The 21,913-nt window shown below is 54.5% G+C and carries 15 protein-coding genes; 7 read left to right on the forward strand and 8 right to left on the reverse strand.

Annotated features, from left to right (window positions below; translation table 11 throughout):
- The first annotated feature begins 1 nt into the window (after position 1).
- The 4 genes from CEK60_RS13270 (at position 2) to recC (ending at position 7,513) form a co-directional block, all read left to right on the forward strand.
- Positions 2-1,300, forward strand: coding sequence for a TRAP transporter large permease (locus CEK60_RS13270; RefSeq protein WP_089039418.1), 1,299 nt, complete (start codon positions 2-4; stop codon positions 1,298-1,300).
- A 40-nt stretch (positions 1,301-1,340) separates the two neighbouring features.
- A complete protein-coding gene (locus CEK60_RS13275) occupies positions 1,341-2,837 on the forward strand; it encodes a M81 family metallopeptidase (RefSeq protein ID WP_089039419.1) in 1,497 nt (498 codons plus the stop codon).
- Entirely contained in the window at positions 2,837-3,724 is an 888-nt protein-coding gene (locus tag CEK60_RS13280) for a carbon-nitrogen hydrolase family protein (protein WP_089039420.1), read from the forward strand. Before CEK60_RS13275 ends, CEK60_RS13280 begins: the two co-directional genes overlap by 1 nt.
- Positions 3,725-3,886: 162 nt before the next feature.
- The gene (gene recC / locus CEK60_RS13285; RefSeq protein ID WP_089039421.1) at positions 3,887-7,513 is read left to right on the forward strand and encodes an exodeoxyribonuclease V subunit gamma; all 3,627 of its coding nucleotides are present in this window, start codon (positions 3,887-3,889) and stop codon (positions 7,511-7,513) included.
- A gap of 55 nt (positions 7,514-7,568) precedes the next feature.
- Here recC and CEK60_RS13290 read toward each other — a convergent pair whose 3' ends face one another.
- Complete coding sequence (locus CEK60_RS13290) at positions 7,569-8,033, reverse strand: helix-turn-helix domain-containing protein (protein WP_089039422.1); 465 nt, start codon at positions 8,031-8,033, stop codon at positions 7,569-7,571.
- Between the two features lie 209 nt (positions 8,034-8,242).
- Here CEK60_RS13290 and CEK60_RS13295 point away from each other — a divergent pair, with 209 nt between their 5' ends.
- The gene (locus CEK60_RS13295) at positions 8,243-8,731 is read left to right on the forward strand and encodes a DUF2938 domain-containing protein (RefSeq protein WP_089039423.1); all 489 of its coding nucleotides are present in this window, start codon (positions 8,243-8,245) and stop codon (positions 8,729-8,731) included.
- Positions 8,732-8,748: 17 nt separating this feature from the next.
- Here CEK60_RS13295 and pncB read toward each other — a convergent pair whose 3' ends face one another.
- The gene (pncB, locus tag CEK60_RS13300) at positions 8,749-9,930 is read right to left on the reverse strand and encodes a nicotinate phosphoribosyltransferase (RefSeq protein ID WP_089039424.1); all 1,182 of its coding nucleotides are present in this window, start codon (positions 9,928-9,930) and stop codon (positions 8,749-8,751) included.
- A 145-nt stretch (positions 9,931-10,075) separates the two neighbouring features.
- Between pncB and recB the strand changes: the two genes are divergently transcribed.
- Together recB and recD are read left to right on the forward strand one after the other, a co-directional pair.
- Positions 10,076-13,774, forward strand: coding sequence for an exodeoxyribonuclease V subunit beta (recB, locus tag CEK60_RS13305; protein ID WP_089039425.1), 3,699 nt, complete (start codon positions 10,076-10,078; stop codon positions 13,772-13,774).
- Positions 13,771-16,164, forward strand: coding sequence for an exodeoxyribonuclease V subunit alpha (recD, locus tag CEK60_RS13310; protein ID WP_089039426.1), 2,394 nt, complete (start codon positions 13,771-13,773; stop codon positions 16,162-16,164). The genes recB and recD overlap by 4 nt, the downstream gene beginning before the upstream one ends.
- Before the next feature lie 145 nt (positions 16,165-16,309).
- Here the strand turns inward: recD and CEK60_RS23045 are convergent, their stop codons facing one another.
- The 6 genes from CEK60_RS23045 to CEK60_RS13340 all read right to left on the reverse strand — a co-directional run bounded on the left by CEK60_RS23045 (position 16,310) and on the right by CEK60_RS13340 (position 21,761).
- Positions 16,310-16,468 (reverse strand): IS3 family transposase, encoded by a 159-nt coding sequence (locus CEK60_RS23045; protein ID WP_089039427.1) that lies wholly within the window; start codon positions 16,466-16,468, stop codon positions 16,310-16,312.
- A gap of 145 nt (positions 16,469-16,613) precedes the next feature.
- Entirely contained in the window at positions 16,614-18,308 is a 1,695-nt protein-coding gene (locus tag CEK60_RS13320; RefSeq protein WP_089039428.1) for an AIPR family protein, read from the reverse strand.
- A 109-nt stretch (positions 18,309-18,417) separates the two neighbouring features.
- Positions 18,418-19,233, reverse strand: coding sequence for a hypothetical protein (locus CEK60_RS13325; protein ID WP_089039429.1), 816 nt, complete (start codon positions 19,231-19,233; stop codon positions 18,418-18,420).
- 204 nt (positions 19,234-19,437) lie between these two features.
- Complete coding sequence (locus CEK60_RS13330; RefSeq protein WP_089039430.1) at positions 19,438-19,761, reverse strand: DUF427 domain-containing protein; 324 nt, start codon at positions 19,759-19,761, stop codon at positions 19,438-19,440.
- Between the two features lie 145 nt (positions 19,762-19,906).
- Entirely contained in the window at positions 19,907-20,956 is a 1,050-nt protein-coding gene (locus CEK60_RS13335; RefSeq protein ID WP_089040924.1) for a DUF2235 domain-containing protein, read from the reverse strand.
- A gap of 397 nt (positions 20,957-21,353) precedes the next feature.
- A complete protein-coding gene (locus CEK60_RS13340) occupies positions 21,354-21,761 on the reverse strand; it encodes a hypothetical protein (protein ID WP_089039431.1) in 408 nt (135 codons plus the stop codon).
- Between the last annotated feature and the right edge of the window lie 152 nt (positions 21,762-21,913).

Here is a 21,913-nt window from a genome sequence, read left to right on the forward strand (position 1 = left end):
CATGGAACTCTCCTTCTTCAACCTAACCCTTGCCTTGGCAATATTGGCACTGGTGCTGCTCAGCGGCATTTGGATATCTATCGGCTTGGCAGGACTGGGGTTGGCACTGTTCTACTTCTTTCTTCCCGCCAGTCTTTTCCGTATTGTCGAGACCATTCAATATGAAGTCGTCAATGATTTTGTTTTAGCGGCGATCCCCTTGTTTATCTTCATGGGTAGCTTACTACTCAAGGGGAATATTGCGACCAAGATCTACCAGGGGCTGTCCCCTTTGATGTCACGGCTACCGGGCGGTTTGGTACAAACCAATATCACATCTTGTGCGATTTTTGGTGCCTGCTCGGGATCAAGCCTGGCTGGAGCCGCCACCATGGGAACTCTGGCCGTTAATGAATTAAGAGACAGGGGGTACGACCGGAGCCTGATTTACGGCTCGCTCGCGGCGGGAGGCACGCTAGCCACAATGATTCCCCCCAGCATTCTCTTCATCCTTTATGGTAGCTTCGCCGGACAATCCATCAGCACCCTTTTCATCGCTGGTCTGGTCCCTGCTTTGATCCTCGTGCTCGCCTTTATGGCCTACGTAGCACTTCTCTCGTTACGCCACCCACCGAAGAATACTGACCGCGACAAGCTATCCTGGGGGCAAACCCTGGCAGCGATGAAATTGCTCATTGCTCCACTTACTCTGATCGGGGCAGTACTTGGTTCTATCTATACTGGCTTTGCCACTCCCACCGAATCCGCAGCAGTCGGATCCATGGGCGCACTATTGATCCTAGCTCTGGAACGACGACTAAGCCTGAGCACGATTCACGAAGCAGCAGTGATGTCGATTCGCACCACCTGCATGATCGCTCTAATGATGATCGGCGCCCATATAATCTCGACCGCTCTGTCCTTCATGATGGTGCCTCAACAGATCAGTCAAATGATTCTCGCGTTGGAAATGGAGCCTTGGCACATTGCCTTGATCGTCGGCCTGCTATTCATCGTATTGGGCTGTCTGATAGAAGGCACAAGCATGTTCTTTTTGACCTTCCCAATCATCTATCCGCTGATGATGAGCCTTGGTTTTGACCCTATCTGGTTCGGGGTGATGATGGCGCTGTTCATCGAAATGAGCCTAATCACTCCCCCAGTAGGCCTCAACCTTTTCATCATCAACCAGGTCGCTGGCGAGAGAGGCATGTCGCGCACCATCCGAGGCTCTCTTCCCTTCTTCTTCATCATGGTACTGGTGATGTGTTTACTCATCGCTTTCCCAGGCATCGTGCTCTTCCTGCCCAACCTACTGTGATGCCACACATCACCACACAAACAATGAAAGGAACTGTCTTATGAAGATCGCCATCGCCGGGTTTCATATCGAATCGGTTAGCTTCCTGCCGAACACTGTCCACTATGCCGATTTCGAAGAAGGGGTTCTGCGTGGAGCAAAGGTTGTCACAGGACTCACCGATACCAACACGGTTATCGGAGGTTTCCTTGATATTTGTCAGGCACGCGGCGCAACAACAGTCCCATTGGTTTACGCCTACCAGGGGGCGCTGGGAAGAGTCTCGAATGATGTAATCGAGCGCTACACAGCAGAGATCTGCAAGGGACTAGCCGACATTGATGATCTAGACGGCGTGCTGCTCCATCTGCACGGCGCGGCCTGGGCACCCGGTTACGAAGACCCAGAGCGTTTCATCATCGAGTCAGTACGCCGTACTGTCGGTGAAAGGGTGCGAATTATGGTGGGTTTCGACTACCATGGCAATCTAGATGCCGACAGCATCCGCGCCTGCGATGCTGCTTTCGCCTATCAAAAATCACCGCATACCGATATGGGCGATACCGGTCGGCGCACTGCGAACTGCATGACCCTCACACTTCAGGGCAAGCTCTCGCCCACCTGCCGTCTGGTCAAACCCGGCGTTCTGACGCCCAGTATTTTCAGTGCCACCCAGTTAAATCCACTAGCTAAAATTCTTGCTGAAGCACGACGCCTAGAACATGAGTCAGATAGCTATCTCGACATTTCTCTTATGGCGGGGTTCTCCTATGCCGATGCCACCAATACTGGCTTCTCGGTCATGGCAGTCACCGATGCCAACGCCGAGCGCGCCAACACCATTGCCACCTCACTCTGCGAACGTATCTGGCAAGACCGCCATGAGCTCTACAGACCCGAGCATATCTTTAGCCTTGACGAGGCAGTCAACCATGCCTTGGAAACAGCCCCCCGGGTTAGCAAGCCGATTGTGCTGCTGGAACATGCCGATAGAATGAGCGACTCTACCTACCTGCTCGATGCCTTGATCCGCCGTAATGCTCAGCATACTGCCGTACCTTTCCTATGGGACCCTCAAGCAGCTGAGATAGCCGCTGCCGCTGGTATCGGTGCGACCACTACATTGACCCTAGGAGCACATAGTTCACGTCGGGCAGGTCCTCGCCTGACGGTAGAATGCGAGGTACTGCAAGCCGAACCCAAGAGTTACTATATCTCCGGCGCCATGCTCCAGGGCAGCTACGTCAACCTTGGGCTATCAGCACTGCTGCGCATTGGCGGTATCCTCGTCAGTGTGATCAGCCGTCCAGCCTTCGGCGTCGATGAGGATGCTTTCACTGTCTTTGATCAGAATCCGCGGGACTACGACATCATCGTGCTGCGCTCAAAGACCCACTTTCGCCAGGTCTATCAAGATCTAGCAGAAGAGATTCTGATCGTGGACACGCCAGATTACGGGCCAGCCGACCTAACGACACTGCCTTATGAACGTTTGGACACTCGAAGCGTGTATCCTTTCGTGGAGCACCCAACCATCTCTGTCAAGACGGAGAACTGATGAGCCGCAAACTTGAAGTCAGCCTTGCACAACTGGACTTCGCCCCTCTGGCACCGATAGGTAATGGCGAGCAGTTGATCGAAACCGCCACCTCTGAAGCCAAAAATGGTGCTGGACTAATCGTCTTTCCAGAGCTGTGTAACACTGGTTATGTGGAGCCTTTGGCTCCTGGAGAGGGTTTCCCTTCAGGCGCCATATCCCATACTGAGTATGCCAAGCAGCTGTATAACGCTGCTGCCAATCACGATGGTGCGTTAATCAAGACGCTATCGGCTGTCTGCGCCCACTACGACTGTCATATCGTGATAGGGCTCGCTCTGCGCTCAGCTACTCAATCCGGCAAACTTTATAATGCCTCCTTACTACTGGGCCCCGGAGGCATTCAGGCTTGTTACGCCAAGACCCATCTATGGCATAACGAAAAGCTCTACTTCACACCAGGCCGCAGTATGCCAGTCTGCGATATCCCAGCAGCACGCATCGGCATGCAAGTCTGCTATGACATTCGCTTTCCTGAGGTTACTCGTTGTCTAGCCCTTGGCGGAGCGGAAGTGGTAACGAATATTTGGGCATCATTTCGTCACGCCAACGTGCCCCTTGAAGACACTGATACCTTCCGCCATCGTGCCTACACCCGAGCGCAAGAGAACGGGCTCTTCTTTGTTAGTTGCAACCGAGTTGGACGGCACGGAGGGATGCAGTTTATGGGGCGCAGCTTAGTAGCGCGCCCCGATGGCAGCATCCTCGCTGCCCTGGATCACGAACAGACAGGCATTTTACGCGCCAGTCTGGCGTTAGATGAAATCGCTGAATATAGAATGGCCACCGGCATCCTGAATGATCGTCGACCAGAGCTTTATAGCGCGATAGCCGGTGTTGCTAAATAGGCTAGCTTCACAGCAAAACTAAACAACCAAGCAACAAAGTCAACGCTGCAGTTCAGACTCGGGCAGGAAACATCGAGGCGGTTAAGCTTCAAAACTTAACTTATGGCACCATAGCGCTACGCGCTATTCCCAATGCCTAATGCCGTGAAGGAACACCACCGCATGTCTGCCAATTCACACTGCTCACCAACGCCATTCTCGCCAACGTCGCTTACCCCTGGCTTTATGGTGGTGCACGCTAACCGCCTGGAAGACTTGCGCGGGCTGGCGGTGCAGTGGATGCGCCTGCACCCGTTGGGACCGTTGGAAAACGAGACCATTCTGGTGCAGAGCAACGGTATTGGGCAGTGGTTAAAGTTAGCGTTGGCGGAAGACCCAGAGAATGGCGGCGCAGGCATCGCCGCCGCGCTGGATGTCATGCTGCCTGCGCGGTTTCTATGGCAGGCCTACCGCACGGTGCTCACCCATGTTGATCAAGATGGCGACGCGGTGCCTGAAACCTCGCCGTTTGATAAATCGCGCTTGGTATGGCGGCTACTGCGCCTGTTGCCCACGCTAGCGGGGCAGGAAGTGTTCGCCCCGTTGGAACAGTTTCTGGAAGTTGACCGCGACCAGCGCAAGCACTACCAACTGGCCGAACGGCTGGCGGATTTGTTCGACCAGTATCAGGTCTACCGCGCCGACTGGCTAGATGCCTGGGCCAACGGTGATGACGTGCTGATTACCGCTCGGGGCGAACCCCGCCCGCTGGAAGAGCACCAGCGCTGGCAGCCCGCGCTATGGCGCATTCTGCGCGACGATGTCGCCGCCACCCAAGGCGATGCAGGCATCAACAGTAGCCGTGCCCAAGTGCATCGGCGCTTTTTGAAAGCGACTGAACAATTGGAAGGCCAGCCCTGCCCACACGGCCTGCCTCGGCGGCTGATTATTTTTGGTATTTCATCGCTGCCCCAACAAACCCTGGAAGCCCTGGCAGCACTCTCTCGCTGCTGCCAAATCGTGCTGTGTGTGCACAACCCCTGCCAGTTCTACTGGGCAGATATCATCGAACACAAAGATTTACTGCGCGCCAACCGCTACCGCCAGCGGCGCAAAACCGGTATGCCCGAAGCGTTGGATGTATTGGGCACCGGCGACGCCGACGATGCCCTGCATCTGCACGCTCAGCCGCTACTCGCCGCCTGGGGCAAGCAGGGCCGCGACTACCTGCGCCTACTGGATGAACACGACGATTCAGGCAACTACCAGACCCTGTTTGAGCAGCAGGCGCTACGCATTGATATGTTCGAGCCGTTTAACGGCGTTGATCGCGACTGCCTGCTCAGCCAACTGCAAGATGATATTCGCGAACTGCGCCCCGTGGCGGAAACCCAAACCCACTGGCCCGCGCTAAGCTCGGCAGATGATTCCATGGTGTTTCATATTGCCCACGGCCCTCAGCGGGAAGTTGAGATTCTCCACGACCAGTTGCTGGCCGCCTTTAGCGCCGACCCTGACCTGCGCCCGCGGGATATCATCGTCATGGTGCCAGATATCGACCGCTACGCGCCGCATATCGCCGCAGTGTTTGGCCAACTACAAAACGACGACCCACGGCATATTCCCTATACGCTTTCCGACCAAGCCAGTCGCCACCGCCTACCGCTGATGATTGCTCTGGAAAAGCTGCTGCGCCTACCTGAGCTGCGTCTTTCGGTCAGCGACTTACTGGATCTGCTCGATGTACCCGCTCTGCGCCAGCGCTTTGGACTAGAAGAGCGCGACCTACCGGTACTCGAGCGCTGGATGGAGGGTGCAGGCATTCGTTGGGGGCTGAATGCCAAGCAGCGCCAGACACTTGAGCTACCCGGCGGGTTAAGCCAAAACACCTGGGCGTTTGGCCTGCGCCGCTTGCTGCTCGGCTACACCGTGGGCGAAGGCCACGCTTGGCAAGGAATCGAGCCGTTTGACGATATCGGCGGGCTGGAAGCGGGCCTCGCCGGGCCGTTAGCCACCTTGTTGGAAAAGCTCGAAGAGACCTGGGAAACCTTCTGCCAGCCCACCGATGCGGCCAACTGGGTAGCGCGACTACGCACACTGCTGGAAACCTTCTTCCTGACCGACGACGCCCAAGAAAGCGTAATGCTCAGCAAGCTGGAAAACGGTTTGCAGCAAATGCTGGAAAGCAGCGAGGAAGCCCAGTTAACCGAACCGCTGCCGCTCTCCATGGTGCGCGAACACTGGCTGGCACAGATTGATGAACACAGCCTTTCCCAGCGCTTCCTAGCCGGTGCAGTCAACTTCGCCACGCTAATGCCCATGCGCGCCATTCCGTTTAAGCGCGTGTGCCTGCTGGGCATGAACGACGGTGAGTATCCCCGCTCTCAGCCACCGCTAGATTTTGATTTGATGGGTAGCGACTACCGCCCCGGTGACCGTTCCCGTCGGGAAGATGACCGCTACCTGTTTTTGGAAGCGCTGCTCTCCGCCCGCGACCAGCTCTACATAAGCTGGGTAGGCAGAAGCCAAATCGACAACACCCCGCTACCGCCTTCGGTACTGGTCGGCCAACTGCGTGACCACCTGGAAGCAGGCTGGCAGATCGAGAACGGCACGCCACTGCTGGAAGCGCTAACCGCCGAGCACCCGCTGCAGCCGTTTAGCCGCGCTTATTTTGCTAGCAACCCGCAAGTCACGCGGCTGTTTACCTATGCACATGAATGGCGCGAGGTACACTCACCGCGCACGCCTCAAGCTGCCCAACCGACACTTCCCCCACCGGAAAACATCCCGACCAGCCTGACGCTTGGCCAGTTAGGCCAATTCCTGCGCGAGCCAGTACGCGCCTTCTTCAATACCCGGCTGGGAGTATATTTCGAGCAGGAAGCGATTGCCGAGCTGGACGAAGAACCGTTCGCCCTGGATGGCCTGCAAAACTGGCAGCTGCAAGACCAACTGATCGCCGCCCAGCGCCACGCCATTGATCGCGGCGAGCCACGCATTGAAGCACTGCACACAGCCCTTGAGCGTTTTCAGGGCCAAGGCGTATTGGCCATGGGTGCCTTTGGCGAGCGCATGCGCAATGCCTTAGCAGAACCCATGGAAGCTCTGTTCAGCGACTACGAAGAAGCCCTGGGCGCTTGGCCGATTGCGCTAGGTGACCCAGCAGCCATTCACCTGGAAGGTAGTAACGGTATTACGTTGGAAGATTGGCTGGGCGAGCTACGCCAGGATGATGTGGGCAACCGCTGCCGCCTGTTATTACTCAGCAGTAGCCTGGTCAAGAACAGCAAGTACCAGTGGCATCTGCTGCTACGCCACTGGGTTGCCCACCTAGCGGGTAACCTCAGCGGCCCGATGACCACCCAACTGCTTTCCAAAGCAGGCAATATCACCCTGGAACCTATCGCTGCCGACATCGCCCACGCCCACCTGGAAACCCAGCTAAACGCCTGGCAACACGGCCTGGAAGTACCGCTTCCGCTAGCCCCCCAGGCCTCTTTTGCGTGGCTGACAAAACTGGGTACACCTGACACTGCGATTGAGAAAGGCAGGGAAAGCGACGCCTACGCCGCAGCCGAAAAAGTCTATGAGAGCGGATTTAAAACCACCGGCGAAGCCGACCAGAGCCCTTATCTCGGCCACCAATGGCCCCGCTTCGAACGGCTGTTTTTCGACCGCTCCGCCAACGGAAAGCACACCTTTGCCGAACTCACGGAAGCGCTGTACGCACCGCTGTTTTACGCCGTGAAAGGTAATGCGAAGAAAGGTGATGCGAACAAAGATAACGCCAAGAAAGCGGCATCGTAATGCGTTAAGCGCCTCGTCTAGCCCCTATTCAGTCTCAACCGTGCCCATGGGGTGATCAGGGTTTACTCCCTTTCTGCTTGGCACGGCTGTTTTTCTGCGTAAGGCGCTTTTGCTGCTCAGGCCTTCGCCCAGTCTGGCGAGCCAATGCGATGCGCATAAGACGTTGAAACGTCGGGCACTCCAGATGGCTCGGCGCGGTGCAGGTCGCCACATGACGCAAACCGTCACGAAGGGCTGTCAGTTCGTTAATGTGGCGATCCAGAAGATCTGCCTTAGCACTCACCGCTTCACGGTCGATTTCCGGCTGCCGTTGCGTGCCAAGCATGTCGCGCATCTCGGCCAGTGAAAAACCCGCGACCTGCCCCAACGCAATCAGCGACAAGCGTGTTAAAACGCTGGTCTCAAAAACCCGCCGCAGACCATTGCGCCCCACCGACCTAATCAGACCAACTTCCTCGTAATAACGCAATTTCGAGGCCGGAATACCGCTTTTTCGAGACAGTTCGGAAATATCGAGCATGGCACTTGACTTAAAGTTGACTTGAAGTAATAGGCTACAACGCTTCTCCCTTACGTATCCACCCACACTTCTATCCACACTGTCAGGAGTCTAACAAGCATGCCTGTTTTCAATACGCACAGCTGCCCATACGCCGTTGCTAAACCGTTAAAAAGAGCAGAGATAACAAGCACAGAAACGACCGGGGCAAAAATGCCAGGAGCGCAGCAATGAGTGCGCTGCTGACCGACGCGCTACTGCTCGGCCTGGGAGCAACTGCTTTTATGGACATAGTCGCGCTGCTGCAGAAGCGGCTGTTGGGTATTCCCTCGCTGAATTACGCCATGGTCGGGCGTTGGCTAGGACACTTGCCAAAGGGCAGGTTCATCCACCGGCCGATTGGTGAAAGCGCCCCGATTCGGGCAGAAATGGCGCTAGGATGGCTGGCCCACTACCTGATTGGCATCGCTTTCGCGATCATATTCTTAGTGCTGGTTGGGCCAAACTGGCTGGCACGCCCCACACTCATAGCTGCGTTAGGCTTCGGTGTGATCACGGTAATTGCGCCGTTTCTAATCCTGCAGCCTGGTATGGGCGCAGGGATTGCCGCCCGCAAGACGCCGCAGCCAACCACCGCTAGGCTGCGAAGTCTTTTCGCGCATGCCAGTTTTGGCGCTGGCCTATGGGTGGCAGGCGTCCTAGTGATGCGGGTTCTTTAGGCCAGCATAAAACCAGCTTAAATACTCGTCTCGCTTAACGAGAGTATCCGTTTTGCTAACGAAATCATCTCCGGGTCGCCGGTATGCTTATCCGGCACATCGGAGAGTTTGATCACCGGCAGCCAGCCCTGTCCTTCAGGGCGTGCCTCGACCATTTTGATCACCATATTCATCGGCTCAGCGCCGACATCGTTAGTGAAGTTGGTGCCGATGCCAAACGCCATTCCAATCCGTTCCTGACAAAACGCTTGAATGCGCTCGACTTTTTCCGGCGTTAAGGCATCCGAAAAAATGATGGTTTTGCTCAGCGGATTAATTCCCAAGCGTTCATAGTGCGCGATGGTTTGGGAGGCAAACTCAATCGGGTCGCCGCTATCATGGCGTACGCCGTCGAACAGCTTGGCAAACTTTTTATCGAAGCTGTCGAAGAAAGCGGACGATGTGAAGGTGTCGGTTAGGGCAATTCCCAAATCGCCACGATACACATCCACCCAATGTTCTAGGGCAAGACTGTTAGCCATTTTGAAGCCAAAGCGGGCACCATGGAACATAAACCACTCGTGGGCGTGGGTGCCTATCGGCTTCACGTCGTGACGCATAGCCAACAGCACATTGCTAGTGCCGCTGAAGGCTTCACCACCGTAGTGGCGCAGCGCTTCCACCACTCGATCATGAACCTCAAATGAGAAACGGCGACGCGTGCCGAACTCGGCAATTTTCAGCCCTAAGCGGCGATAAAGCTCAATCTTCTCCTGGGTGCGTTGCTCGATCAGGGCATCGTCATCATGGGTCACCGAGACGCCACGTAGCCGATACCAAAGTTCGCTGATCAACGCCATCAGCGGCACTTCCCATAAAATAGTGCGGTACCAAGGCCCTTCGATAACCACCGACAGCTCACTGCCCTGCTGCTCGATGATTACCTCAGAGGGTTCGTAACGAAAGCCGGCCAGAAAATCGAGATAGGTCGGGTCAAGATAAGGGCAAGTAACTTCCAGGTAGCGCTTTTCCTGATCGCTCAGGCGAAGCGCCGCCATTTTATCGACCTCGTGGCGGAGCGCAGTACCAAAGCCTTCTGGAAACGCGTGCTGGCCACGATTGATAAATGCGTAGCGTGCATGTGCATAGGGAAAGCGTTTGATCACGGCGTTCTGCATCGTGATTTTGTAGAAGTCATTATCCAGAAGCGAGGTCAGCATGAGATCCCTACGTGTAAGTGAACCGAAGCCGCTGGTAGCGTAAACTAAGCGTCCTAAGAGTGGCTTGGCGACAAGATTATCAGGTGGCGGGGCACTCATACAGTCTTGGCCCCGCGCTGGGGCGCTTTACTTTCGGAGACCCGTGATGAGTCAGCCCGCCCCGCTTAACCCACTTACGCTACCGCTTCACGGCAGCCGCTTGATTGAAGCCAGCGCGGGCACGGGCAAAACCTTCACCATCGCACTGCTCTACGTGCGCCTGGTGCTGGGCGGGCAGCACAGCGAAGACGACAGCGCCTTTGTGCGCCCGCTCACCCCGCCGGAAATTCTGGTCGTTACCTTCACCAACGCCGCCACCCAGGAACTGCGCGAACGTATCCGCCACCGGCTGGTAGAGGCCGCCGCAGTGTTTAGGGCCACTGATGATGCTGGTTCAGACTCTCTGCTTATCCAACTCCGCAAGCAATACACAGAGGCCACCTGGCCCGCCTGCGCCCGCCGCTTGGAGCTAGCCGCCGAATGGATGGACGAAGCCGCGGTTTCCACCATCCACAGCTGGTGCTACCGCATGCTGCGCGAACACGCCTTCGATAGCGGCAGCCTGTTCTCGCTCAACCTGGAAAACGACCAGCGCGAACTGGAGCAAGAAGTGGTGCGCGACTACTGGCGCACCTTCTATTACCCGCTGGATGCCGACGCCCTGGGCAGCATTACCCGCTACTGGAAATCGCCGGATAAACTCCACGAAGATGTACGCAAGCTGCTCCACGAAAGCGACGCTCTGGGCAGCCAGCGCCCCGCACCAGCCGACATATTAAGCGCTGCCGAAGCCGAACGCAGCGCCACATTAGGCACGCTAAAAGCTCCCTGGCCCGCTTGGCTAGATGAACTGGTGCCCGCACTGGAAGAGGCCGCCAAACGTAAAGCCTTCAAAGGCCAAAGCTTCAACGCCAAAAGCCGCGTCAGCTGGCTAGGCGCACTGCGCGAATGGTGCGAAAGCGACCTTGAGCGCCCCGCGCTTACCCCCGCCGCCTGGAAACGCCTGACCCCAGACGGCATGGCCGAGATATGGAAAGACGGCGCGCCACCCTGCCCAGCCGCCTGGGAAGCGCTGGCGGACATGCCCGCCGCCCTCAACGCCTTGCCCGAACCGCGCAACGACCTACTGATTCACGCCGTGCAGTGGTGCAAACTACGTATGGAGCGCGAGCAGGAACGCCGCGCTGAAATGGGCCCCAACGACCTGCTCACCCATTTAGACCGCGCCCTGCAAGGCCCCAACAAAGACGCCCTGGCCGCGCAGATTCTGCGCCAGTTCCCCGTGGCGCTGATTGACGAGTTCCAAGATACCGACCCGATTCAGTACCGCATTTTTAACGCGGTCTATGATGTCGCCAATCCCCGCCGCGACGCCGCTATGCTACTGATCGGTGACCCCAAGCAGGCCATCTACGCCTTTCGCGGTGCGGATATTTTCACCTATCTGCAAGCCCGCCAAGACACCGCAGGCCGCCACGTTACGCTGGGCACCAACTTCCGTTCCAGCCGCGCCATGGTGGAAGCGGTCAATCACTGCTTCCACTACGCCGATCAGCACCCGGCTGGGGCGTTTCTATTTCGCGAAGATGGCGGCGAAAACCCGCTGCCGTTCTTATCAGTAGCCGCCAAAGGCCGCGACGAACAGTTGGTCCACCAAGGCCAGCCGCTGCCCGCCATGACACTTTGGCCGTTAACAAGCGAAGAACCACTTTCCAAAACCGCCTACCAGACCGAGATGGCCGAACGCTGCGCCTCTTACATGGTGGAACTGCTCGCGGCAGCTCAAAGTGGCAATAAACAAGGCCAAAGCGGCTTCCAGCAAGGCGATAACCTAAGCCCGCTAAAACCTTCCGATATGGCAGTGCTGGTCAACGGCCTGCAGGAAGCCCGCGCCATTCGCTTAGCGCTGGCCAGCCGAGGGGTGAAGAGTGTTTACCTTTCCGACCACGACAAGGTATTTAGCTCGCCCATGGCCCAGCAGGTAGAACGCTGGCTGCGCGCCTGCGCCGAGCCACTGGCCAGCTCTCGCCAAGCCGAAGCCCACCTGCGCGCCGCTTTGGCCACGCCGGTATTGGGGCTCAGTTTGGCCGACCTTGATCACCTGCAACAAAACGAACTGGCCTGGGAAGCGCGGGTAGAGCAATTCAGCCACTATCATCGCCTATGGCAGCGCCAAGGTGTGCTGCCGCTGGTACGCCGTATGATGGTGGATTTCGACATTCCCGCCCGCCTACTGGGGGAATTCGAAGAGGGTGAGCGCTTGCTCACCGACCTGCTGCACTTAGGCGAACTGCTGCAACAAGCCAGTGCTGAACTGGACGGTGAACACGCGCTGATTCGCTTTCTGTATGAAGCCATTGCCGACCCGGAAAGCCACGGCGACAGCCACAAGCTGCGCCTGGAAAGCGACGCGGATTTGGTCAAGGTAGTCACTATCCACAAATCCAAAGGGCTTGAGTATCCGCTGGTATTTCTGCCGTTTATCGCCAACCACCGCCCGGTGAGCGATAAAGACATACCGCTGCGCTGGCACGACGCCCAAGGCAACCTTCAGCTCAGCCTAAGCGCGGATGAAGAAACTCTGGCCACCGCCGACCGCGAACGTCTGGGAGAAGACCTGCGCAAGCTTTATGTAGCGCTGACCCGCGCCCGCCACGCAACTTGGCTGGGGCTAGCCCCGCTGCAAGGGTTGGAAAATAGCGCCCTCGGCTACCTGATTAGCGGCGGAAAAACGCTGGCACCGGCCGAACTCTCCAGCGCGCTGGAAGCGCTGGCAAACGGCAGTGAGATTGTTGTCAGCGAGCCACCGGCGCCCACTGCCCAGCGCCTTGCCCTCTCTGAACAAAGCGCCACGCTTGGCCACGCCCGCACGCCCACGCGCCCGGCCAAGGAACACTGGTGGATTGCCAGCTACTCGGCGCTACGCCTTTCCGGCACGCTCACTGCCCCCACGGCCACGCCACTGGAGCCCACCACCGCCCAGGAAGCCACCGCGTTTGAAGTATTGGATGAGCCGCAAGATATTTCTCAGCCAGATACTTTCCACCTGCATAAATTTCCAAGGGGGCCAGGGCCGGGCACATTTTTGCATGGCTTACTGGAATGGGCAGGCAGACAAGGGTTTGCAGCCGCTGCTAACGATCAAGATTCACTCAACGACATGCTGTGGCGGCGCGTGCAGCTGCGTGGCTGGCAAGCATGGCAGGAACCGCTGGCTGGCTGGCTTTCAGCGCTGCTCACCACACCGTTACCGCTGGCCGCGCCAAACCAACAAAGCGTCGCGCTCACCGAACTCACCAGCTACCAAGTGGAGCTAGAGTTCTGGCTGGCCGCCAAGCGGGTCAACACCCAGGCGATTGATGCGCTGGTAAGCAAGCACTTACTACCAGGGGTTGAGCGCCCAGCGCTGGATGCCGATACCCTAAACGGCATGCTCAAAGGCTTTATCGATTTAGCCTTCGAGCACCAAGGGCGCTTTTACGTCCTGGACTGGAAATCAAACTATTTAGGGCCGAATGACAGCGATTACGAACCGGAAGCCCTGCGCCATGCGCTGCTAGCCAAGCGCTACGACCTCCAGGCCGCACTTTACCTGCTGGCTATGCACCGGCTGCTAAAAGCGCGCCTGCCCGACTACGACCCGCACCAGCACTTGGGTGGCTCGATGACGGTATTTCTGCGCGGCAGCCGCAGCCCAGGGCGTGGGGTATTTTCCGAGCCAGCCCCGGTTGAACTGATCGAATCACTGGATAGCCTGTTTGCAGGCGCATCGTTTTCAAGCCCCGCACAGGAAGCGACGGTATGAGTAAGCCCAAAGACACCCACACCTTCGACCTGTTTGGCGATGCCGTTGAAACACAGGATGCCCAGCCCACCACAGCTGCCACGCCAGTGAGCGCTCACCCTGCGTTAAGCGATACCGCTGAATTACTAACCCTATGCGAGCGCTGGGTAGCCAGGGGCTGGCTGCGCGATTTAGACCGCGCCCTGGTGCGCTTTCTAGCAACAGAAGCAGCGGATGCCCCCGCGCTGCTGCTGTTAGCCGCCGCCCTGGCCAGCCACCAGCTAGGCCGAGGCCATGTGTGTCTGGATTTAAACGCCACGCTTAACGCACCAGATTTTGCCCTTTCGCTACCGCCCGAAGGGGATGATTTAAGCGACCCGCCACCGCTGCCCAGCGACGTGCTGGCAACGCTCACGCTAAGCGAATGGCAAGCCGCGCTGCATCACCCACTGCTCACCAGCGAAGGCCCTGGCAACACGCCGCTGGTGGTCGTGACCACTCACTCAGCTTCAGACACGCGGCTCTACCTACGCCGCTACTGGCAGTATGAGCAAACCCTACACCAGCAAATCGCCAGCCGCTTAGAAGATGAAAACACCACACACACACAGGCGGTGAATGATAACGCCACGACGGCAACTGATAACCGTTGTAGGAGACCAATTTATTGGGCGATGGGTGACGATAGTCACCCTGGCCTTCTCCCCCAGGCACTGCATATTCTGTTCAAGCCAAGCGACGGCCTCGACTGGCAAAAAACCGCCTGCGCCCTGGCCGCCCGCAGCCGCTTCGGCATTATTACCGGCGGCCCCGGCACCGGCAAAACCACCACCGTGGTGCGCCTGCTCGCCCTTCTGCAAACCCTGCAACTGGCTCACTCGCCCAGCCAGCCGCTGCGCATTCGCCTAGCCGCCCCCACCGGCAAAGCCGCTGCTCGCCTGAATGAATCCATTGCTGGGCAAGTCAGTCAACTCCCCTTCAAAGGATTAGCTACCTTGTTGGAAGGAGCTTTGTCGGAGGGAGCTTTGTTGGAAGGATCTTTGTGGGAGGAAGCTTTGTGGGAGGGAGCTTTAGCTCGCGATGATAAAGCCACAGAACAGCTAAAAGCCGCCATTCCAACTGAAGTCACCACACTTCACCGCTTATTAGGCGCAAGACCCGACACCCGCCACTTCCGCCACAGCGCCGCCAACCCGCTAGCGCTGGACGTGCTGGTAATCGACGAAGCGTCCATGGTGGATATCGAGATGATGGCCGCCGTGCTGAGCGCCCTGCCCGCTAATGCCCAGTGCGTGCTGCTGGGGGACAAAGACCAGCTGGCCTCGGTGGAAGCGGGCTCGGTGCTGGGTGACCTATGCCGCCGTGCCGAAGCTGCCCACTACACCCCAGCAACCGCCCAATGGCTGGAAAGCGCCACCGGCCAGCCGCTGCCGCCAGAGTACCTGAATGCTAACGGCCAGCCGCTCGACCAAGCCATTACTATGCTGCGGGTAAGCCACCGCTTTAACGAACATAGCGGCATCGGCCAGTTGGCCCAGGCGATTAACCAGCCCAGCCATGCCCAAACTGACCGGGAAAAACAGCAGGCCGTTAACGCCGTGCTGCGCCATGGCTACCCAGACTTACACCACCTAACGCTTGCAGAGGACACCGCGCTGGATAAGCTGGTGATTCACGGCAGCGCAGATAAGTTTCTCAATGGCGGTGAAGGCCGCACCAACCACAAACATGAACCCATCGCCCCGCCCACTGGCTACCGCCACTACCTAAAGGTGCTAAACGCACAGCGCCCGCGTGGGGAATCGTTTGAGGAAAATGCAGCGGCCTATAACGCCTGGGCCGCTGAGGTGCTAAGTGCCTACAGCCACTTTCAACTGCTATGCGCGCTGCGCAAAGGCCCCTGGGGGGTAGAAGGATTAAACCTGCATATCGCCAAAACCCTGCGCAGTGAAAAGCTACTTTACGGCAGTGACTACACGCTGGAAAAAGGCTGGTATGAAGGCCGCCCGGTACTGGTCACCCAAAACGACTACGGCCTAAAACTAATGAACGGCGATATCGGCATCACCCTGACGGTGCCGGATCCCCGCAATCCGCAACAAAAGCTGTTGAGAGTTGCCTTTCCTTCATCAAGTGCCACGAGCGATACCGATAACCCCATCCGCTGGGTACTGCCCTCCCGCCTACACGCGGTGGAAACCGTATTCGCGATGACGGTACACAAATCCCAAGGCTCGGAGTTCTTACACACCGCCCTACTGCTACCGCCCACCATCAACCCGATTCTCACTCGCGAGCTGGTCTACACCGGCATCACCCGCGCCCGCGACTGGCTCACGGTAGTGGAAGCCAAACGCGGAGTGTTGAATGAGGCAGCGGCGAGGGAGGTTATGAGGGTAAGTGGGATGTAGAAGGTTGTCATCAAAACCGACATTAGCGGTGCTGGCAATGTCGGTCTTCGGCCGAGGCAGATGTTAAGAAAATGCTGATGTAACGCACAAAGCAACAGTGCGGTGCGAAGCAATGGACTTCCCCCAATAAAATGGACACGCCCCATCAGTTGATTCCTTCGAACTCTAGCGGAGTCCGGTAACCAAGGCCACTGTGCAGCCGTTGGGTATTATAAAAGCCCTCAATATAGGCTTTTATATGTTTCCGTAATTGGCGCATCGTCACGAAACTGGTGGCGTGTAGCAGTTCTCCCTTGAGCGTCACTCCACTGCTTTCACCTTGAACTCAGTGCTGTACTGCTGAGTTTTCTTCCCCGTGATCATTTCCGGCATCGTTTTGCTCCTCCTGCGGAGTTATCGATGCGTGTCTACTAAACTGGGGGAAGTCCACAACCGACTGCTTTTGCTTGTTATAACTGCTTATCTTCACGTAGTTTTGACATCAAGGCCTCTCTCAGTTTTGGACCCTTTGCTATTTTATCTGTACCGCCTAAAGCTCTATAAATATCGTATGTAGTTTCAATAGCATAATTAATAATCTCTCCTGTTAGGCTATTGGAATTCAATTCTGCTAGTTTTTTGCTTCCAGGGTACAAACTGTTTACCATCAGACAAGATGCAACATATAACCCATAAAACTTAATATCTGTTATTTCAGTAGCAGTATACTTCTTTGCTACTTTTAGATTATCTTCAATTCTTCTACCAAATAGCGAAACAATATAGTAAGCATTTAACTCATTGTTTTTATGGAATAGTTTTTCATAAGACTCATCATCTTCCAATAATGTAGACGGTCTTGCTCGAGCGAAATCAGGTTTTTGCATCAATGTTGATATCAAGCATTGAGACATAAATGGGACGCTAATTATCTCCTTGGGTTTCTTGCCTTCATTTTTATAGAAATTTTTTCTTCGATCGTAATATAATCCTCTCGGCTTTAGATAGTCCTCGATCTGCCTATGAACTTGATCTGTTGCACGTAAAGATGATTTAGGGATTGGTGTTTGGCTATTTGTTGCCCTGATAATACGGTCTCGGGTTTCTTCACTTTCAGGTACGATTACTCGAATCAGAATATCTCTTTTCTCTGTTTCAATTCGACCCTGATTGCTTTTATAAAACCGGTGTATCTCAGACGAAGTTTGCAAGCCATTAACTATTTCAGGATTATGCACGACTAGCTCTTTACCGCCAGGAGCAGCCACCTCACTTGCCAATATTGTAACTCCGTTGTTTAGCCACCAAAACTCTTCTCCCCCAGGATTTTCTAACGTATTTTGAATTTCATTGTTTACATTTGTTTTTCCTTGATAGTCACGAACATTCGACTCAAATATATGCCTTATTAACTTACCATGATCATCAGTAATAAATTTGTAGTATTCGGCCAGATTGCTTAGTGCAATAAATACTTGACCAGATGTAGATAGCGGTGACTCAGAGATATTTAATCGAAAGACATCATTTGGCCTTTCTTGAGTCATTTTAACTAATGCCTCTGCACCTAAGAAGAAAACCTCTGATTCTGCGCCCGGCAGCTTTTCTTTAACATCATCGGTTAAATCTTCGGCCTGACCTCGAACATTAGGGTGAACATCTACTCCTTTAGAGACATAGTAAATGCTAATTTTAAGCTTTGGTTTTTTTGTTATAAGTCCAACGTATGTATTCCTGAATAGCTCAAATGCTGATAGCACATGATCGTTGTAACGCCCTTCATAGTCTTGGCGATCAAAATCCAAATCGAATAAACTACGGCACAATCTTGATATTTTTAACAATGGCTCTTCTGAAAAAGAATTCTCGTATTTAGACTGTATTAAAACTAGCTCTATATCGACGTTTTTCTTATATTTCGTTGATGTCTCCTCGTCTTCTTTTACTAAATCCCCATTTACAAAAAGGTAAATAGAATCTGCTCCTCCATCGTGACTTTTGCCACAAATTCCAGAGCTAATCTCGTCATAACTAAGCTCATAATCTTTAAGAACTTGCAAAGCAGAATAGAATTCGAAGAAATCACTTAGTGATAAATCTTCTTCAAAAGCATTCATCTCTTGCTTAATGATTTCGTCAAGCAAAATTTGATTATTTTTTGACATCTATTTCCCTTAATATGAATAACTCTATTCGGGCTGAGATATAAAGTCCGGCTCACGCGCCGGTTTGGAGCCGCGAAGCGGTGGAAATCGGTCGCTATGCAGCCGATTGTTAAGCAAAACCTGCACGAGCCTCGACTTCTGAACAAAGCTCCTGCTGCCGCCTCTCTATTAGCGAGAGATACTCCCCTAAGTGCTCGAGTCGAACAACATCGACTCGGTATGGAGAGTTTTTATAATGTTTCGAAGGGTAATCAAATCTAAAAGCAGCGCTGTTAATCTCCTCTACGACAATCTCACCCTCTTCTGAGAGCCGGGCTCGGAAAAGCGGCGCATTTAGAATCACTAGCGGCTGAACAAAGTGAATTTCGCAAGGATTATTAAGGATATCGCCTGTTTGATTCGCACCGTCGGGTGAAATTGAATCGTAGTAATACTCTGAAGCTTTAGAAACAGACACGAAAGATCCGTACCAACGTGACGGTTGGTCTGGGTTTTTGAACGATTCATGTATCCCACTGCCGAGCCACCCATTTTTCCTGATAGGCGAACTCTTCTTCAAGGCCTCAGCTAACTGACTTGGGTTACCTGGCAAATTAATAGCGGATATTAGATTATTCCAGGCGCACGAGAGTAAGAATGGATGAGAGTGTTGACCAAAAACCACCCATGGTTTTTCGGATTTCTTTACCTCTCCACAGACGTGAAACTCTGTGTGAGTGTACGTTTTCTCGCCATGTTCTAAACCAAGCACTCTCGTTGCGACAATATCAATCTCTCTGGATTTATCCTCATCCTTATCGAGGTAGCCGTACCCGGCACTTACAGACCATCCGGAATCAATGAAAATTTGTTGGGCCCTAAGCTCGGTGCTGAAACCTGATTTTTCAAGGTCTTTTATGATTCTATCAATCAACTCTTTGCTCATAGTTTTAATGCTTAACAGTGATTATACACCCCATTACATAACCTGAATGAACCGGACGGCGCGTTCATTCGGGCTATACAGCCCTTTCCTAATGATTCATCCCATATAGCTAGGCAACATAACACAGATTATCGTGCCGGCTGCATAACACGGCAGAACCAGCATGCCGCTTCTGCCTGGAGGGCAGCCCAGAGTCGAAAGGCATCATTTACTCACTTCCTTATAAAACACCACCCTACCCGCAATAGATTCCATGCCTTCAATCGGCTGCTCATAACTCCAAGCAATATCCCGACGCTCACCCAACGAGAAAGTCACCGTATGCTCTTTGAATGGGCAATAGGTGGTGGTTTCTGAAACGGTGAGTAAATCCATCCGCACGTCTTCGCGAGGAAAGTAGTGACGTGGCGGATAGCCGCGTTCGCGGAGTTCAAGCGTATTGGTGGAATCGGCGATTAGCGTGCCATCAACATGCGCCTGCACGCGTTGGCTAATAGGGTGAAGCTCAATGCGTGGGGCGTTTTGCATTAGGTTTTCCCTGCTACGTTGTTCGCTCTAATGCTTCGATCCTAGCAGTTAAATTATATTTAGCCTACTTTGAGCACTTAGTTTTTAGTCGATATTGGTCACTTCATGACCTAGGTCACTCATCACTTCCACGCTGCCGCCCGGCCTACTCCTCCGGTGGGGAAAGGTGGGCATCGGTCAAGGTACGTGGCCGGTACTTGTACGCGGTATCGGCCCAACGCTTCCAGACACTCTCATCGACTGAAATATTCACCGCTGGCAGCCCCTGCATGCCCTGCGCATACTGCCGGTAAAATCGGCCGTCGCCCTTATATCTAAGGCGTGCATACTTGGCGTAGAGTCCTTTTAGAAAATCAGCAAACGAATCTTTCGGTGCCATTTTCCAAGCATCCTCTGCAGCATTGAAGGAAGCCACTTTTAGACCTGCCTGCTGCGCTTTGGTTAACATCCAGCTCAGCGGTATGTCGGCCAGTGTGTCGTCAGCGCCATAGCCGCCGCCTACATTGGCGTGGGCACCGATAAACCAGCGCTGCTCTACGTTGCGATTGCCCGCTTTCTGCTTGCCATCCTTACTCGTCCAGAGCGATACGTTATACGCCGACCTGTGTTCGTCCAGCGCGACCGCTTGATAGGCATAATCGACAATGCTGGAAAGCTCGGTATCGTGCCAATCGTATTTGCTTTTGAACAGGTTGGTTCCGGGCACGCCCAGTGCGCCAACGGTATCCCACACGCCAATAAAATGAATCCTGGGCTGGCGGCTGAAGCGCTTCTTGAATTCTTTGCACACCTCAGAATCGGGGTGCCAATCACGGTTTCGATAAATACGTTCGGCCTTATCAAGCAGCCCTGGCGTAACGACATGCACTAGCCCGCACTTACGAATCATCCCTACTAGGCTTCTGGCGGTGTAGGCACCGCGGCTGAATCCAAATATCCAGATTTCATCGCCTTCACTGTAATGCCTTGCCAGCCAGTCATAGCCTTCCCGTAGGTTTTTGCTTAGCCCATAACCAAAGGCTCCGCCAAAAAAGCGCTGAAATTTGGATGTCCCTACGCCGGGGTCGTAATAGAACCGCTGCCTGATACCGTCATCGTCATCATGGAGCAGCCGGGTAATACGATAAACATTGGTTTGATCTTCAGGGTCGTTCCAGGTGCCATCGAATAGCAGAATCAATTTTTGCTTTGCCATGGTGCCCCCCATGATGATGCACGCCTTTAAACAGTGCTCATAATCGATTAATGAGGGGCAGACGATGCGCGATGCGCTCTTGGCCAACGCGTACCTGCGACCTCCACATTACTTAATGAAGGTTAGTCGACAATTCATTTCGTCACCTGTTGATAGCCAACTCTAAGCAGCGCTCCCGATGCGGGCGCTGCTTAAGAGGTGTTGGCTCGTAGCATCAAAGGCCTGGGATTGGCTCACGCTGGTCGAAACCAAACGCGGGCTGTTGAACGAGTCGGTGACGAGGGAGGTGATGCGGGTGAGCGTGGGGTGAAGCTTACACGTTCGACTGTTTTGTCGCGTAGCAGGGGGCCGCCCTACGCTACTGATTGAGACTAACGCGTTTGCTTGCTGGCACTGGTTATACCTTTTTTACTTCTGGCCAACCTGACTGACTTGGATAAATTCTAAATTTCGAGTCAGAACGTGGAAAACACTGCCCGCTCAGCCCTGAAAAATCTGCATAGCTTCTGGGCATTTCGTAAAAAGATACGATTCGATCTAACTCTGCAAATACTAGAATCGAAATGCTATCACTGATGAGGATGGCGCTTTTCGATTCCAGGTCATATTCAAAACCAAGCACCTCTGCTGCCATAGAGTTACCGCTGTAAGGGCCAAATATGCAGACTCGCTCCCAATTACCGCTAACTTCGCTCTGGAGGTCAACCAGACCGTTGATGGGCATAAGGTCTAGTTTCATTGCCCTATCACCAGCCTCAGAACACCCCCACAGCATAACTATTGTGGCTATTATCACTAGCTTCATGAGTTCAACGCCTTAAGCTTCGGCGCGGTTCCACCGACGGCGGAGACATCGAGCTGGAAATATGTGTTAAGCAATGACAAGCGCATACCGGATTATCGGAACGGATAGGTAGATACCCACTACCGCAGGAGTGATCACAAGAAGTGCTCTGG

The sequence above is a fragment of the Halomonas sp. N3-2A genome (genome assembly GCF_002216165.1).
Taxonomy (GTDB): Bacteria; Pseudomonadota; Gammaproteobacteria; order Pseudomonadales; family Halomonadaceae; genus Vreelandella.